Genomic DNA, 17,370 nt, shown 5'->3' on the forward strand with positions numbered 1-17,370 from the left:
CGTCCATCGATTCTAGCGAATTATGGACGCGGCGGGCGTTTATCTTCGGGCACATTTTTATAAACTTCATCATACGAGTGGAATCCGTCTTTAATAACGGTATCAATGACATTATCTTTATCCACCATGATTGGATTCAACTTGATAAATGGTACATCCACTTTTCCATTATTTATCGTTTCATCAGTTTGAATTTTCTCTCCTTTCGCCAGCTGTACAGCCACTTCCGCGGACTTTGTCGCGATGCTCTTAATCGGCTTGTACACCGTCATGGATTGAGTGCCTTCGACAATCCGCTGAACGGCAGCCAAGTCGGCGTCTTGACCAGAAATCGCCACTTTTCCGTCCAATCCTTGAGCTTTCAACGCTTGGATCGCCCCGCCTGCCGTGCTGTCATTTGATGCTACAATCGCATCAATTTGGTTTTTGTTGGCCGTCAATGCATTCTCAATAATTCTCATTGCTTCAGAAGCTTGCCAGTCTTTTGCCCATTGATCCCCGACAACCTTAATATCACCTTTATCGATTAATGGTTGCAATACCTTCATTTGCCCTTCTCTAAACATTTTGGCATTATTGTCAGTCGGTGAACCGCCTAATAAAAAGTAGTTTCCTTTAGGAACTTTTTTCACCAAATATTCCGCTTGCATTTCGCCGACACGTACGTTGTCAAAAGACACATACGCATCGACATCTGCATTCATGATAAGCCGGTCGTAAGCAAGCACTTTGACCCCTTCTTTTTTAGCCTGTTGAATGACTGGCGATAAGGATTCCGTATTAACGGCTACAATGACTAAAACATCAATCCCTTGGGAAAGCATATTTTGAATTTGCGACAGTTGCTTCTCGCTATCCCCGTTTGCAGACTGAACTAAAACATCGGCCCCTAACTTCTTAGCCTCTTCAACAAAAATGTCACGGTCATGCTGCCATCTTTCAAGCGTCAGGTCGGATACCGAAAAACCAATTTTTATTTTTTTGTCTTGGCCCGCCTGATTTCCGCTGTTGTTTCCGCTTTCATTTTTGGCGACATCCTGCCCGCAGCCGGACAACAACAGGAAGATAAGAGAAAGTAATAAGACAGGGCTTAAGAACTTTGAAACCTTCTTCATAGTAACCCCCCTAATGGCTAGTAATTTTAAAACTTTTAAGTAAATTATAAAGCAATTATCTTTGTTTGTCTATAATACAAACAAATGATTTTGCTTTTTATTTTGTGAGAGAATATATTGAGGTAGAGACAGTAGTGATGATAGGTTTATGATAACTGTCTAAAAACAAAGTGGTTATCTAAAGACTAATCTCTATGATATCCATTGTACTACTTGTCTCACAGGAGATATTCTATACGTCCCGAAAGAAGTATGCAGTGTATGAAGTATGCCACATAAACTGAGAAATAGTATCTCAAATAATTTTACTTTCCTATCCATTCAACAACCCCTGAAAAAGAGCACCTTTCCTGTAGGCGCAAATAGCCATTCGGAAGAGGTGCCCCTATAAACCATAAACTTACCCTTGAATTGGCTGTATCGTTTGATCATGAAAGGAGCAGGACATGATCCTTCAATTAGGATGGCGGGCGATAATGGAGCAGGTTGCTTCACCGCCTTATTGAGAAACCTTATGGTATCCACTTCTCGTTTCACGTCATCGGACGTCAGCTAGGGACAACCGCTGTTTTTCACCAGCCTTCTATATAAGTTGAAATTTTGTTCTACATCCCGCTGATTCCTCTCATATCGACTTGTACTTAGATGAAACCCGCAACGAAAAATTCGGAAATTCTTTATTGCAACTTATTATAGAAATGAAAGCCAGCGCTCACAAACGAAAAATTTTCGCATAACGGGATTAGACCATCGTCAAGAATCAACAGCAGTGTGAACACTATTTTTATGCCTAAGCAGCAAGAAACCTCATTGATACTCCTTATGAATCATTTTATTCAGCAATGGAATCCATTCCCCGTGCTTCCATGCTACAATCAATCCGACTGCGACCAGCCCGAGCGTCCCCGAGAAGTAAAACGCGAATTGGATACGGATCGACTCATTCAGTATTCCGGCCAGATACGGACCGCCAAACATGCCAATAGCATAAATGGCCTGATATGTTCCCATGGCGGTTGCTTTCTTGGCCTCATCGACAAACTCAATCGCCATTCCTAATAACAACGGAAACAACAGCCCAAGGAAAAAGCCGTTGCCAGCTTGAACAACATAGAAAGAAAGGCTTCCACTAACGGCTGGAATCATGAACGTAAACAGCGCTGTTCCAGAAAACGCTATAAGAAGCGAGCCCCACTTGCCCCATCGCGGAACGAGCGTTTTTCCAATAAAAAAAGTCGCCAAGGCATGCGGAATCATAAAGCAAAACGTTAACATACTTAAATCTCCTTCTTTTAGACCGATCTTCAACGCATAGGCTGGGGTAAAGCCAAACATCGTCGTAAAAATGATCCCATGAGCCAATACCGATAAAATAGAAACTTTCCATAGCTGTGGTTCCTTGATCACAAGAAGAAGATGTTTCAGTTGAATCGTTTGTCTTCGTTCGTCGTTTCGCTTCGGCTCGCTAACCCATATAGAAAGAAAGGCGCCCATCGCACCAAGAACCCCGCCAGCCCAAAACGGAGCGTGCCATCCCCATTGATCCACCATATATCCGCTAACCGTCATGCCGGTCAGTTGTGCCAAAACGACAATCAGCGAAATTTGACTCATCGCCCGATGAGTTTCTTTGGAGTGGAAGTAGCAAGAATACAGCACGGTAAAAGCTACCCATGTTGCCGCGGCAATTCCGGCCAGTGCCCTTGATGTAAGCGCCCATCCTAAACTGTCGGTGAGGGCAAACAAAAAGCCACTCCCCATGGCGAAGACCATCCCTAAAATGACAAACGTTTTTCTTCTTTGTGCCAGGTCGGATACAATCCCAATAGGCAGGCGGCACAACAACTGCATAAGGCCGTAACTGCCTAATACAAGCCCGATAAACGAGTATGTGCCCCCTATCTCTTCAATATAGGGAGATAAGATCGGCATATAAATAAAAAGGGACAGCCAAAAGAAAAACGAGGCGGTAAGAAAAAGGACACGATCCTTGTACCACGGGCCACGATGCACTTCCACTCCCCCCTTGGTCTGTTTGCGGACCGCTATTGTGAAAATGAAGGCAACAAAGCTTCTTTCGCTTTCCCTGCCGAACCAAATTCGCGAATTTTTCGTCTTACGGTCTGTTTTACTTCTTCCCTTCCCGCTCCAAGGTATTTTCTTGGATCGTACAGACTGTCATTCTCATTGAATAAGCGGCGAATTCCCCGGGTAAAAGCCAATTGGTTTTCCGTGTTGACATTAATTTTCGCTGTTCCTAACGAAATGGCTCTGCGGATATCATCCAAGGGAATTCCTGTTCCCCCATGCAATACAAGAGGCACACCGGTTAAGCGCTGGATTTGTTCCATTTGCGCAAATCCTAATTTCGGTTTCCCTTTATACGGGCCGTGAACCGAACCTAGCGCCGGTGCCAGACAGTCGATCCCCGTTTCTTTAACGAGCCGCTCACATTCTTCCGGAATGGCGTACATTGCTTCCGCCTCCTCGACCACTACGTCATCCTCTTGCCCTCCGATTCTTCCAACCTCGGCTTCAACGGAGACACCAAAGGACCTTGCTGCCTCAACGACTTTTTTTGTCATCGAAATATTTTCTTCTAAAGGGAAATGGGATGCATCGATCATCACCGATGTAAACCCGGCTTCCATCGCCTCAAGGCATTGCTCATAGGAGGAGCCGTGGTCTAAATGGAGAGCGACAGGCACGGTAATGCCGTATTCTTTCACGAGTTCTTTGACCATGGCTGCTGCCGTTCGCAGCCCGCCAAGATGTCCGATATATCCCGGGCTCACGGCCAAAATGACAGGTGCCTCTTCTTCCTCGGCCCCTAGGAGAATGGCTTGGGCAAATTCCAAGTTGTTCACGTTAAAATGCCCGACAGCATAGTTTCCTCGTAATGCGCATTGCAACATGTTCTTCATTGAGACAAGCGGCATTTTGATTCCCCCTTCTGTTCACACATACGAGAAAAGCATCAAGCGCCATAAGGCGCCTGATCCTTTTCCACCACTCTTACCAGCGAGCAGTGAGCATTTTCTTACGCGTATAAAACTCCACACCGTCCATGCCGTTGGCGTGAAGGTCGCCGTAGAACGAATTCTTCCACCCAGAGAACGGGAAGAAGGCCATCGGTGCTGGAACGCCTAAGTTGACCCCTAACATCCCGGCATCGATTTCATCGCGGAACTTACGAACATTTCCTCCATCTCTTGTGTAAAGGCATGCCCCGTTGGCGAATGGAGATTTGTTGGCGACTTCAATGGCTTCATCTAATGTATTAACACGCACAATCGAAAGAACAGGGGCGAAAATTTCATCTTTCCAAATTGTCATGTTGGTGGTGACCCGGTCAAAGATGGTCGGACCGATAAAGTATCCATTGTCCTGAACCGCGGCATCCTTCCGCCCGTCGCGCACTAAAATGGCTCCTTCTTTTTCTCCGAGTTCAATATATTTGACCGTCCGTTGTTTATGAGCTTCGCGAATGACGGGGCCTAAAAAGACGCTCTCCTCTAACCCGTTGCCTATCTTAATTTCACTCGCGGCCGCCACTAGCTTCTCAACTAATTCATCAGCAATGTCCCCAACCGCGACAACGACCGACGCCGCCATGCACCGCTCTCCAGCCGAGCCGAACGCCGCGTTAATAATTTCACGAACAGCCAGTTTCAAGTCCGCATCCGGCATGACGATGGAATGGTTTTTGGCCCCCGTCAGCGCCTGAACGCGTTTGCCGTGAGCCGCTGCCGTTTTATACACATACTCGCCGACTGGTTGAGAACCGACGAACGAGATTGCTTTCACATCTGGATGTTCCAAAAGTCCGTTCACGACATCATGCGCCCCATGAACGATGTTGAGTACTCCGTCCGGAAGCCCTGCTTCTTTAAAGAGTTCAGCCAGGCGATTGGCCAACATCGGCGTGCGTTCGGACGGTTTTAAGACGAACGTGTTTCCGCACGCAATCGCCAACGGGAACATCCAGCAAGGAACCATCATTGGGAAGTTAAACGGCGTGATGCCCCCAACGACACCAATCGGATAACGATACATTCCTGATTCAATGCCAGTCGCAATGTCAGGAAGCTGTCTTCCCATCATGAGTGTCGGCGCACCTGCGGCAAATTCCACGCATTCAATTCCACGCTGCACCTCCCCGTAGGCTTCGTTGTAGCTTTTTCCGTTTTCTAATGTCACTAACCGGGCCAGTTCTTCCCAATGTTCAACAAGCAACTGCTGGTATTTGAATAAAATCCGCGCCCGGCGCGGCACCGGCGTTTTGCGCCATGTTTTGAACGCCTCTTTGGCAGCTCGGACCGCTTCGTCCAACTCCTCGCGGCTTGAAATCGGAACGTAGGCCAGCACTTCGCCCGTCGCCGGGTTCGGAACGGCTTCCGTCTTCCCGGAACGAGACTCAACCCATTGCCCGCCAATATAGTTTTTTAAGGTTTGCACTCCCGTTGTCATCGTCATGTTCGTTAATCCCCTTTCATTATGATTTCGCAGCGGCCGAGCTGCTTCTATGTTGTTGAATGAACTGTTCAATTTGGTCCAACGTTGGCATCGCATCAGAGCAACTATGGCTCGAGATGACAATCGATGCGGCAGCTGCGCCATATTCCATCGCCTTCGGAATCGTCCATCCATTCATTAATCCGTAGATAAACCCAGCAGCGTAAGAATCGCCCGCTCCAAACGTTTTGACAATATTCGCCGGGAAAATCGTGCCGATAAATGTTTCTCCTGTTTTCGTATAGGCGATCGACCCGTCTTTGCCATGCTTAATGACAACGATTTTCGCGTTGTAATCAAACCATTTTCGCGCTGTTTGTTCATCATCGCTCTGCTGGCCGTCAAACTGCTCCATCATGTCAAATTCTTCTCTCGTGCCGATGATCACGTCGCATTTTTCCGCGGCTAAGTTGTAATAGATTGCCGTTTCCTCTTTGGATTGCCACGTATACGGGCGATAATCCAAATCGAAAAAGACAACGACCCCATGACGTCTTGCATACTCCAACGCTAAAAACACCGCTTCTCTTGACGGGCTTTTCGCCAAAGCCGTCCCGGAAATTAGCAGACATTTTGCCTGTCGAATATAGTCTTCATGAATGTCGTTCGGTTCCAGTTTCAAATCAGCGACATTATCGCGATACATGAGGATGCTGCAGTCGGTCGGGCTCTTGATTTCGGTAAACGCCAAGCCCGTCACACTGCCGGACTTGTCGGTAATGACATGGGATGTATCAATGCCATTGTTTTTTAAGTACCGAACAATAAATCGGCCCATTTGGTCGTCGGCCACTCGGCCGATAAACCCTGTTTTCATGCCAAGCCGGGCCATGCCGATGGCAATATTCGCCGGAGATCCGCCGACATATTTCGTAAACGTCACCGTTTCTTCCATCGGCCGATGGATCTCATTGGCGTTTAAATCGATGCATAACCGGCCGACAGCGATAAAGTCCAACGGTTTTTGCTGGTCAAATGGAAGTAAATTCATCGAACCGCCTCTTTCCTGTCATCTTTTTGGATCGTTTCTACTTCTGTTTGGCCGCGAGCTTGCTTTCCATCACCCACTCATGGTCCGGGTCATTATGAAACTTCCACGTCCGTACGGGTCCGGCCATGACGTTTAAGTAATACCCCTCATAACCTGGGGGAGCGGAAACCGGGTGATAACCTTTCGGCACCAAGACAACATCTCCGTTTTTCACGACCATCGTTTCATCAATCGAACGGTCATCGGTGTAGACCCGTTGCACCATAAAACCGTGGTCCGGATGGATTCGATGATAATACGTTTCTTCTAAATAGGATTCATACGGCAAATTGTTCTGGTCATGTTTATGCGGTGGGTAACTCGACCAGTTTCCTTCCGGCGTAAATACCTCAACGACAAGCAAGCTGTCAGCCGGTTTAGACTCCGGAAGAATGTTATGCACCCGCCGTTCAATGTTTCCCGCCCCGCGTATTTCGACTCCTACTTCGCTTGGGGGGATCAATCGCGCTGGATATGTACCTTTCCCCGGCGCTAAACAAACCGCTACTTCCACATCGGTCATCGCTTCGACTTCATACACATCGTTTGCCGGAACATAGACCGAGTATGGCGGAACTTTCTCAAACACATCCATTCTCAATCCGATCTGTTCCCACCGCTCCAGCTTCGTAGATATGTTCGCTTTCCCTTTGAGAAGAACAAGGCAAGCCTCCTGATCCTTCGTCTCTTTTCGCAATGTTTGTCCTTTTACCAACACATACACTTCAAACCCGACGTACTCCCACCCCACTGATTCCGGTGTTACGCGGACGACGTTCCCCTCTTCATTCGGCGAATGGCCTGGTATGATCAGTCGGCTCATCGTTTCATCCTCCCCCTTACCGCTTTTGGGCCGCCAAGAGATGATGAACAAGGCGGTCAATATATTCTTTGGCCATTTTGGCGTACGTGTACGGGTGCGCCACAGCCGGGTCTTGTTCTGCTTCGACGATGATCCAGCCGTTATAGTCCATCTCAATTAATTTGGAAAAAATCGGAACAAAGTCAATGCATCCATCTCCAGGAACCGTAAACATGCCACGCAACACTGCCGTGCGAAAGTCGAATTGTTCCCGTCTCACCAGCTCGAGCACATCGTGCCTTACGTCTTTCAAATGAACGTATTGAATGCGAGCCGCATACCGATGCAACAGTTCAACTGGATCATATCCGCCATATAACGCATGCCCTGTATCATACAAAAGATGGACAAGGTTCGGATCTGTCAACTGCATTAGGCGATCAATCTCGTCAGCCGTTTCGACAACCGTTCCCGCGTGAAAGTGGTAAACGAGCTTCATTCCCAGCTCCTGGCATATATGTGCGGCACGATGCAATCCGTCGACAAGGGATTCCCATTCGGAATCCGTGAGCCGTTGAATCGTTTTTTCTTCTGGAGCCCGGCGTGGATCCCAATGCATCGATCCCCCCATTTCGCAGACGATCGCATACTTGCATCCCATGTCACGCAAATATTCTGCCCAAGACCGGAACGTCTCGAGTTCCTCTTCGAGCCGGGAACGATCCGAAAAGAGTACACCGATAAATTTGCTGGCGAGCTCGATGCCATATTGGTTCAGTTTTGCCCTCAATGACGGGGGATCTTGGGAAAAGAGGCGTCCCATTTCCGTTGCAACATAACCAAGCTCCGCCATTTCGGATAACACTTGATCTTGTGTGTAATGGTCACCCAATCCCGGGATATCATCATTGACCCAGCTAATCGGTGCAATACCGATACGAAAAGGATTAACCGTTTTTTCCATCTCTCTCACTCCAGTTGTTCAATATTTTCTTGCCCTTTGCAATTGTTGTTCTTTCCGTTTGTATGCCTCCGCAATTTTTGGGTTCCGAGACACTTCCGCCACCCCGACATGCCACCATGACTCATAATCATGGGTCATCGTTTTTGGAAGCACCTTAATATCGATCAATGTCGACACCGATTGTTGTTTGGCATCTTCGAGCGCTTCTTTTAATTGCTCGAGCGTGTGCACTTTATACGTTTTCACCCCGTAACCGGCCGCGCTTTGCGCGAAGTCAATCGGAATCAAGCTCCCGTCCAAGCGCCCGGTTTCTTCGTTGCGGTAGCGGAATTCTGTGGCGAAACTGCCCATTCCATGACCCATTTGCAAGTTGTTAATGCAGCCGAATCCACCATTATCAAATAGGAGAACATTGATTTTTTTCTTTTCCTGAATGCTCGTTACAAGCTCCGAGTGAAGCATCAAGTAGCTGCCATCGCCGACCATCGCATAGACTTCTTTATCCGGCTCCGCCATTTTCACGCCAAGCGCACCAGCAATCTCATACCCCATGCACGAATAGCCGTACTCCATATGATACGTATTGGGCCGGCGCGCCACCCACATGCGCTGCAAATCCCCCGGCAAGCTGCCTGCCGCTCCGATGATAATGGCGTCGTCGTCGATCCACTTGTTAATCGCGCCAATGACTTCCGTTTGCGTTAACGAAGAACATAAAAAATCAGAATACTCAGTCAAAAGCTCATCGAGATGGCCGGCCACCTCCGGCTGAAAGCCCGACTGACGGTAGCGGACGTGATGCAGCCGGTTCAGCTCTTCTTTCCACGCCTTTTTCGCCATGTCTATTTCATTCGTATAGCCGGATCGATACCCGATGTGCTCCAACTCCTCGGTTAAGGCGAGAAGAGCGAGTTTCGCATCGGCCACAACGCGGACAGCATCCAATTTGCAAGCATCAAAGACCGAGACATTGATCGTCAAAAACTCCACTTCAGGATGTTGGAAAAGCTGTTTTGAGCCTGTCGTAAAATCGGTGTAACGGGTGCCAATCCCAATGACTAAATCGGCTTCCTTTGCGATCGTATTGGCGGCAAGATTGCCGGTAACGCCAATTCCTCCAAGATTATACCGATGGGTGCTTTCTATCGCGCTTTTGCCGGCTTGCGTTTCCCCGTAAGGAATGTGAAATTTCTCGGCAAACTGTTTCAGTTCTTCCGCTGCTTCTGAATAGCGGACGCCGCCGCCGCAAATGATGATCGGTTTTTTCTTTCTGCGAATGAGCCCCACCGCCTCATGAATCGCCGCTTTCGCCGGAACGCGGCGTTCAATGTGGTGAATCCGTTTTTGGAAAAAGGATTCAGGAAAATCGTACGCTTCCCCTTGCACATCTTGAGGCAAGGCAATGGTGACTGCTCCGGTGTTGGCGGGATCGGTCAGTACCCGCATCGCTTGAATCATCGCCGACATCAGCTGCTCGGGGCGGCTGATGCGATCCCAATATTTGCTGACGGCACGAAACGCATCGTTTGTGGAAATGGTCAAATCATTCCAGTGCTCGATTTGTTGAAGCACGGGATCGGGCTGTCTTGTCGCAAACGTATCTCCCGGAAGCAATAACACCGGAATGTGGTTCGCCGAAGCTGTCGCCGCTGCCGTCACCATATTCGCCGCCCCGGGACCGACGGATGACGTGCATGCCATGATTTGCTGACGGTGTTTTTGTTTTGCAAAGGCAATCGCCGCATGTGCCATTCCTTGTTCATTGCGCCCTTGGTACACTTCGAGCTCTCCGGGATCTTCCTCAAGCGCTTGACCAAGGCCGAGTACATTACCATGGCCGAAAATCGTAAAAACACCTTTGACAAATTTCTGTACACGACCATCGAACTCCACGTACTGCTGGTTTAAAAACTTGACTAATGCTTGGGTGGTTGTTAAGCGGATCGTGTTCACCGGTTTCCCCTCCCGTAGATGTTCAAACTCGTTCGATCTCAAAATACCGACGGAGAACGTTCTCCATTTTGATCTTTCCGGTTTGAATTGCTGCCTCTGCCTCCCATTGCCAATACTCAGGTCGAAATAACTCAATGGATGCCATATCATTGTAACCAATGGATTGAAGCGTGCGTAAAATGCCATCCAAGTCAATCACCCCGTCCCCCGGCCACACTCGATGACGATCGCGTAACGCTCCTACCGGCAAATCTTCACAATCATCGATATGAAAGACGAAAATGTCCGTTGGATCGGCCGCCTGCAAGTCTTCGAGTCGGGAGTTCATGGCGTGAAAATGGAAGCAGTCCAGAACAAGGCCCACTTGACTGCTGTCCACCGCTTTGACAATCTCATACGCCTGCGCGAACGTGTTGACGGAACAATTCGGGTATCCACAAAACTCGAGGGCAATTTTTACGCCGTACGGTTCGCTGAACTCGGCTAACTCCCGAAGCACGCGAACGGTTTCCGTTTTTATTTCCGACTTCGTATAATCACCGACATCAAACGTCGGAACCACAATCACCGTTTGGCAGCCAATTTGTTCGCCAATTTCGCACAAAAACTGCAGATCGCGACGGATTTGGCCGAATCCTTCCTCATCGCGGAACGTGATGAACTCCAGTGCATTGAAAGCATACGGTTTCAAACAATGAGAAGCAAAGAATTGTTTCAAGTCGTCAACTGTATAGGAAGCGAGAAATTCTTTCAACTTATCAAGCCGAATTTCAATGCCGTCATAACCATATTTTTCACATAGCTCTAAGTCATTCTTTAATGTAGAATTTTTTAACGTCGTCGCCTCATTAAATACAAGCTTCATCATTTTCCTCCAACCCTATGATTTTCGGTTTTTGCGAGAATCGATGAACACCGCCACTGTAATAATGGCGCCTTTGAGAATTTGTTGCCAGTATGGTGAAACATTCAACAAGTCGAGACCGTTATTCATGACCCCGATAATGAGCGCACCGACAATCGTGCCGCCGATCGTCCCGATCCCACCGGCAAGGCTTGTTCCGCCAATGACCGCGGCAGCGATGGCATCGAGTTCATACATGACCCCGGCCGTCGGCTGCCCCGAGGAAATGCGCGAGGTCAAGATGAGTCCAGCCACCCCTGACAATAGCCCGGCATATGCGTAAACGAAAATCTTATATTTATCGACATTGACTCCGGCAATTATGGCCGCCTGTTCATTTCCGCCAATTGCATACACGTATTTGCCAAACTTCGTTTTATTTAATAGAATGTAGGAAATGCCCCCCACAAGCGCAAAAATGAGAATCGGAACCGGAATTCCTAGAATATCTCCTTGCCCAATCCATAAAAACGACGGCGACAAATTGCCGATTGGTCTTCCATCACTGAATAACAGTGCTGCACCTCTAGCTGCTGTCATCATCCCTAATGTCACAATAAAAGGAGCAATTTTCGCCTTCGAAATAATCGTCCCGTTGATGACTCCTATAAAGAGTCCTAGTCCAAGACCAGTCAAAATCGGAACAGCAACCGGATACGTATCTGGGTGCGCAAAGCTAGCCGCAACGACAGAGACAAGAGCAATGACAGAACCGGATGACAAGTCAATGCCGGTTGTAATAATCACAATCGTGACACCAATCGCAACAATTCCAACAACAGACATTTGCCGAACAATATTTAATAAGTTGCCGGTTGTAAAAAATGTCGGTGAAAGAATGGACATCAAAATGACGAGTGCTATCAGAATCACCAACATGCCATATCGGTTTAAAAATCGATACAATTTGTCCTTGGACGTAGCCGTCGAAGAAATCCCTGCCTTCCCCTGTTTGTTCGTAACAGAAACTTGGCTTTCCATACCCATTCCCCCTGTTCTTTATCGCTTCGCCTCGATCAACTGGCCCGTTGCCAGCTGCATAATCTGCTCTTGGGTTGCTTCTTCCCTTGTCAGCTCTCCTGTTTTTCTTCCTTCATGCATAACGATAATCCGGTCGCTCAATCCCAATATTTCCGGCATTTCCGAAGAAACTACGACGATCGCTTTTCCCTTCTTGGCGAGATCAAAAATTAAATTGTAAATTTCCGCCTTCGCCCCTACATCAATTCCCCTCGTCGGTTCATCGAGAAACAAAATATCCGGATTGTGAAGCAGCCATCGGGCAATGAGCGCTTTTTGCTGATTGCCCCCGCTTAAATATTTGATCAATTGCTGCAAACTCGGCGTTTTAATCGCAAGCTGTTCAGCTAGCCTTTGACAGTCTTCGCGGATTTTTCGTTGTTGCAAAAAACCCGCCTTCGTATACTGGTTGACCGTAACCGTGATCATGTTGTCCTCGACAGACAACGGTAAAAACAGCCCTGTCAGTTTTCGGTCTTCCGTCAACAGGCCCATCCCATATCGAATCGCGTCCCGTGCCGAGCGAATCGCAACCTTTTTTCCGTGAACATAAATGTCTCCCGCGTCCGGTTTGACAACGCCAAAAACGCTTTCTAATACTTCTGTTCTTCCAGACCCCATCAACCCAGCAAACCCGACTATTTCCCCTTTCCGTACTTCAAAGCTCACATCATGAAATTTCCCTTTTTTCGTCAACCCTTTGACCGACAACGCCACTTCTCCGATCGGAATCTTTGGCTTATGGAAAATTTGATTCAATTCCCTTCCGACCATCATTTGAATGAGTTCATCCCTTGAAATTTGATGGCTCGGCTTCGTCCCGATGTACTTCCCGTCCCTCAGCACGGTCACCTCATCAGTAATTTGTTCGAGTTCATCCATTTTATGAGTAATATAAATAATGGATACGCCCTCTTTTTTCAAAGAGCGAATGATGTGGAAAAGGTGATGAACCTCTTTCTCCGTAATGGCCGACGTCGGTTCATCCATAATGATCAGCTTCGAATTGTAAGAGATCGCTTTCGCAATTTCCACCATCTGCATATTGGCAATGCTCAAATCCATCATCTTCGCATTGGGGTCAATATCGATCTCAAGCTGTTCAAATAGTTGTCTCGTCTTTTGAATAAGTTCCTTCATTTTGACCCAACCCGCGAACGGATAACTCGGTTCTCTGCCGAGAAAAATATTTTCCGCCACCGTCATGTTCGGAACCGGGCTCAACTCTTGATGAATCATCGAAATGCCTTTATCGAGCGCTTGTTTAATCGTGGAGACTTTCAGCTCTTCCCCATCGAACATGATCTTGCCTTGATCGGACGTGTAAATGCCGATCAGGATCTTCATTAAGGTAGACTTCCCCGCTCCATTTTCCCCCATCAGCGCATGTACAGTTCCTCTTTTCACTCTCAGCTGCACCCGATCCAAAGCCTTTACTCCAGGAAACTCTTTTGTAATATCGATCATTTCCAATACATAATTGTTGCTCATTCGTACCCCGCCTTTTCGCTATAGATTGCCCCTTTTATCAAAGCGGATGGTTGTCCCGCGGCTTTATAACGTCGGCCGTTCTATGAGCTTAAGTAGGCTAGTTTCACAAAGGAACAGTGAATGTTAGGAAGGATGTCAGCAACGCGGCAGCATCCTTCCTTTCCACTCTTCTTTTCTCACTGCCACTTTTTGATGTACTCATCGACATTCTCTTTCGTAACCAGCTCATACGGAATCCAATTGTATTTCTCTACTTTTTCTCCTTTTGCCGCTTTAATAGCCGTCTCTAATCCAGCTTGTCCTTGGCCTTTCGCGTTTTGATAGACGGTAACTTTTAATTTTCCTTGCTTAACATATTCAAGAGCATCCGGCGTCGCATCAACTCCTGCTACAACAACATCATTTAACTTTCCAGCAGCCTCCAGTGCCATAATCGCACCGATGGCCATTTCATCATTGTTAGAGACAACAGCATCAATTTTTTTGCCAGACTGCAACCAGTTTTCCATCAACGACATTCCTTTGGCACGATCCCATTCTGCTGTTCCTTCTAGAACGATTTTCATCTCCGAATATTTTTTTATCACTTGCTTATTTCCTTCTGTCCGCTTGATTTGTGCTTCCTGACCCATTTGGCCATTGATAATGGCGATGTTTCCTTTGCCTCCTAAAATTTTCGCCACTTCTTCCATTTGCATGATGCCAGCTTTGATCGATTCAGAACCAACATAGGCTGTTGCCTTGTCTACCCCGTCAAAAATACGGTTTACAACCACGATCGGAACGTTCGCTTGATTCGCTTTTTCCACCATTTGCGGCGCCGAAACCGTATCGACAGGAATCAATACAATGGCATCCACTTTTTGTTGAACAAAGTTTTCCACTTGAGACAATTGCTTGTTTGCGTCATTCATCGCATCAACGTAAATGACTTCCACATCTTTTTGCGTTTTGGCATATTCCTTCATTCCGTCTTGCAAGTAACTCAGCCATTTGTCATCAAAATCTGGAAGGGCCGCGCCAATGACAATTTTTCCTGGTTTGTCCCCTGATTGGGCTGTTTCTTGTTGTTTGTTGCAGCCAAAAAGCAACGAAAAACTAAACAGCAATACGACCAATGAAATCCACTTCATTCGACCTTTCATCTTCCTTTTGCCCCCTTGTCCCCTTTGTTTCTTTAAAACTTCCTTGTCCATAGCGGCCTTTCTCGCCACTCAATAGGGGGCGAAAGCCGCTACGAACCATGTTCTATGACAAACGAAGCCAAAGTGGCCTCGCTGCCTTCGATTAGCGTGTTTGCTCAGCTACATGCCCTTCGAGCCATACTGCTTTTCCGCTGTCAAACGACTCGGTCGCCGCAATGGCAATTTGTAGGTTCATTTTTCCGTCAATTTCAGTTACTTTTGGTGTTTGCCGGTTTTGAACGCATTCGATAAAGTGGACAAGCTCTAAACGGTACGCATCGTTGAATCGCGTTTGGAAATCAGGGATGATTTCGTATGTGCTTCCTTTGGCATTCAACAATGTGACATTTTGATTGCGAAGAGTGCCGATAAACAAGGAGCCTTCTGTGCCGATAATTTCTGTACGAATATCGTGCCCGTATGGCGAGTTCCGGCTTGCCTCGATATCCCCAGCTGCGCCAGAGTCAAAATGGACATACGTAATTGCCTGATCCACATCTTTAAACTCTTTCATAAATGAATGCAACAGTACTCTTCCATGAGCGGAAACAGACGTAATTTCTGCCCCCATTAAGTAACGGGCAATATCATAGTCATGAATCGAAACGTCCAAAAATACGCGGCCGCTATGTTGAATAAACTCAGCCGGAGGTGAACCAGCATCTCTTGTAATCCCTTTAAAGTAGATTGGTTTGCCAATATCCCCCGCTTCAATTCTTCTCTTCGCCTCGGCATAAGCAGGATCAAACCGTCTCATAAAGCCGACTTGACAAATGACACCTGTCTCCTGAATCGTTTGAATGATGTCATCGGCTTCCTCTAAACTTTGGGTAAGCGGTTTCTCGACGAAGATGGCTTTACCGTTTTTGGCTGCTTTTGCAATCATCTCTGCATGAGTGCTCGTCGGGGTTACGATCACGACGGCATCAATTGTCGGATCCTCGAATACATCATCCGGGTTCTTGGTCCAGTGCTCAATCCCGTATTCACGTGCGAACTGCTCCGCTCTTTCTCCAAGGGGATCAACGACACTCACTAATTTCGCCCCGCTCACTTGATGAGTTGCCAAGTTTTTCGCATGGTGGTGTCCAAGGCGCCCTAATCCAAGAACTGCACAACGAACGGTCATGATCCACACACCTTTCTTTACTTCATGTGATCGCTTTCTAAATCGTCGTATTTCATCAACGCGGTTGCACTTGCACTGACGGTAGCACTTCAGAAATGCTTACCCATCCTCCAGTTTGCACCGACCGTTCCACCGCCTCAAGCACGGCTTGATTGCGAACGCCGTCTTCGAAGTTCGGCGAAGGGCTGTACCCGCCGGCAATGCCATTCATCATTTCCACCAACAAGTTAATAAATGTATGTTCATAGCCAATAATGTGCCCAGCTGGCCAATAAGCCGAGGCATACGGATGCTCCACCTCTGTGCAGTTGATCGTCCGAAATCCTTGCAGTCCGCGCTCATCGTCTTCGAGGTACACTTGAAGGTTATTCATATTTTCCATGTCCCAACGGATCGAGCCACGTTCCCCATTAATTTCAAAACGGTTTCCTGCCCGATTTCCTCTGCTAAAACGGCTGACTTCAAACACTCCTAAAGCCCCGTTTTCAAAACGGGCCAAGAAGGCGGAGGCATCATCAACATCCACTTCTCCCCATGCCGTGCCTTCCACACGCCCTTTTAAATGGATATCCATATCCCCAAGCGGCCGTTTTTTAATAAACGTCTCCATCATGCCGACAACTTCGCGGAATTCCCCGACTAAGAAACGGGCTAGGTCGATAATATGCGCCCCAAGATCTCCGTGTGTGCCTGATCCAGATACTTCTTTTTTCAGGCGCCATATTAACGGGAAGTTCGGATCCATCAGCCAGTCTTGCAAAAACGTAGCACGAATGTGGTAAATTTTCCCCAGTCGCCCTTGTGCGATCAACTGCTTGGCAAACTGAACCGCCGGAGCAAAACGGTAATTGTGACAAATCATATGAACTACACCTGCTCGCTTGACAGCTTCCAACATTTCAAGCGATTGTTCCAATGTGAGAGCAAGCGGTTTTTCACAAATGATATGTTTTCCTGCTTTCGCTGCCGCGATTGCAATTTCCGCATGCGTATTGTTTGGGGTAACAATATCGATGACATCGATATCATCCCGTTCCATCAGACGGCGCCAATCTGTTTCATACGATGCCCATCCCATTTTTTTCGCCGCTTCTTTAACTCCTTGCTCATCCCGGCCCGCAATGGCTTGCAGAAATGGGATGACATCTGTGTCGAAGTAAAAGGGAAGATCGCGAAACGCATGGCTATGCGCTTTCCCCATAAACTTATAACCAACCATGCCAATCCGGATTTGTCTTTTCTCTCTCATTCTCTCACCCGCCT

The 17,370-nt window shown here is 47.5% G+C and carries 14 protein-coding genes; all 14 read right to left on the minus strand.

What is annotated here, in order from left to right:
• Positions 1–20: 20 nt before the first annotated feature.
• On the minus strand, positions 21–1,115 hold the full coding sequence (gene xylF, locus ACTVIM_RS09260; RefSeq protein ID WP_445612395.1) for a D-xylose ABC transporter substrate-binding protein: 1,095 nt from the start codon (positions 1,113–1,115) through the stop codon (positions 21–23).
• 807 nt (positions 1,116–1,922) lie between these two features.
• Positions 1,923–3,128 carry an MFS transporter gene (locus ACTVIM_RS09265; protein WP_445612396.1) on the minus strand — a complete coding sequence of 402 codons (1,206 nt, stop codon included), beginning with the start codon at positions 3,126–3,128 and terminating at the stop codon, positions 1,923–1,925.
• Positions 3,129–3,160: 32 nt separating this feature from the next.
• A complete protein-coding gene (fba, locus tag ACTVIM_RS09270) occupies positions 3,161–4,054 on the minus strand; it encodes a class II fructose-1,6-bisphosphate aldolase (protein WP_445612397.1) in 894 nt (297 codons plus the stop codon).
• A 76-nt stretch (positions 4,055–4,130) separates the two neighbouring features.
• Positions 4,131–5,591 (minus strand): CoA-acylating methylmalonate-semialdehyde dehydrogenase, encoded by a 1,461-nt coding sequence (locus ACTVIM_RS09275; protein WP_445612398.1) that lies wholly within the window; start codon positions 5,589–5,591, stop codon positions 4,131–4,133.
• A gap of 19 nt (positions 5,592–5,610) precedes the next feature.
• Positions 5,611–6,621: a 5-dehydro-2-deoxygluconokinase gene (gene iolC, locus ACTVIM_RS09280; RefSeq protein ID WP_445612399.1), complete on the minus strand. Its 1,011-nt coding sequence runs from the start codon at positions 6,619–6,621 to the stop codon at positions 5,611–5,613.
• Between the two features lie 37 nt (positions 6,622–6,658).
• Positions 6,659–7,483: a 5-deoxy-glucuronate isomerase gene (gene iolB / locus ACTVIM_RS09285; protein WP_445612400.1), complete on the minus strand. Its 825-nt coding sequence runs from the start codon at positions 7,481–7,483 to the stop codon at positions 6,659–6,661.
• A gap of 16 nt (positions 7,484–7,499) precedes the next feature.
• Positions 7,500–8,426, minus strand: a complete 927-nt coding sequence (iolE, locus tag ACTVIM_RS09290) for a myo-inosose-2 dehydratase (RefSeq protein WP_445612401.1) — start codon at positions 8,424–8,426, stop codon at positions 7,500–7,502.
• Positions 8,427–8,444: 18 nt separating this feature from the next.
• Entirely contained in the window at positions 8,445–10,379 is a 1,935-nt protein-coding gene (gene iolD / locus ACTVIM_RS09295) for a 3D-(3,5/4)-trihydroxycyclohexane-1,2-dione acylhydrolase (decyclizing) (protein ID WP_445612402.1), read from the minus strand.
• Positions 10,380–10,401: 22 nt separating this feature from the next.
• Positions 10,402–11,244, minus strand: a complete 843-nt coding sequence (locus tag ACTVIM_RS09300; protein ID WP_445612403.1) for a sugar phosphate isomerase/epimerase family protein — start codon at positions 11,242–11,244, stop codon at positions 10,402–10,404.
• A gap of 15 nt (positions 11,245–11,259) precedes the next feature.
• The gene (locus tag ACTVIM_RS09305; protein ID WP_445612404.1) at positions 11,260–12,264 is read right to left on the minus strand and encodes an ABC transporter permease; all 1,005 of its coding nucleotides are present in this window, start codon (positions 12,262–12,264) and stop codon (positions 11,260–11,262) included.
• 18 nt (positions 12,265–12,282) lie between these two features.
• Entirely contained in the window at positions 12,283–13,794 is a 1,512-nt protein-coding gene (locus ACTVIM_RS09310; RefSeq protein ID WP_445612405.1) for a sugar ABC transporter ATP-binding protein, read from the minus strand.
• A 176-nt stretch (positions 13,795–13,970) separates the two neighbouring features.
• On the minus strand, positions 13,971–14,939 hold the full coding sequence (locus ACTVIM_RS09315; protein WP_445612406.1) for a sugar ABC transporter substrate-binding protein: 969 nt from the start codon (positions 14,937–14,939) through the stop codon (positions 13,971–13,973).
• 142 nt (positions 14,940–15,081) lie between these two features.
• Entirely contained in the window at positions 15,082–16,107 is a 1,026-nt protein-coding gene (locus ACTVIM_RS09320; RefSeq protein WP_445612407.1) for a Gfo/Idh/MocA family oxidoreductase, read from the minus strand.
• Positions 16,108–16,162: 55 nt separating this feature from the next.
• Positions 16,163–17,356 carry a Gfo/Idh/MocA family protein gene (locus ACTVIM_RS09325; protein WP_445612408.1) on the minus strand — a complete coding sequence of 398 codons (1,194 nt, stop codon included), beginning with the start codon at positions 17,354–17,356 and terminating at the stop codon, positions 16,163–16,165.
• Positions 17,357–17,370: the final 14 nt, after the last annotated feature.

The sequence above is a fragment of the Geobacillus sp. YF-1 genome (assembly GCF_052692335.1).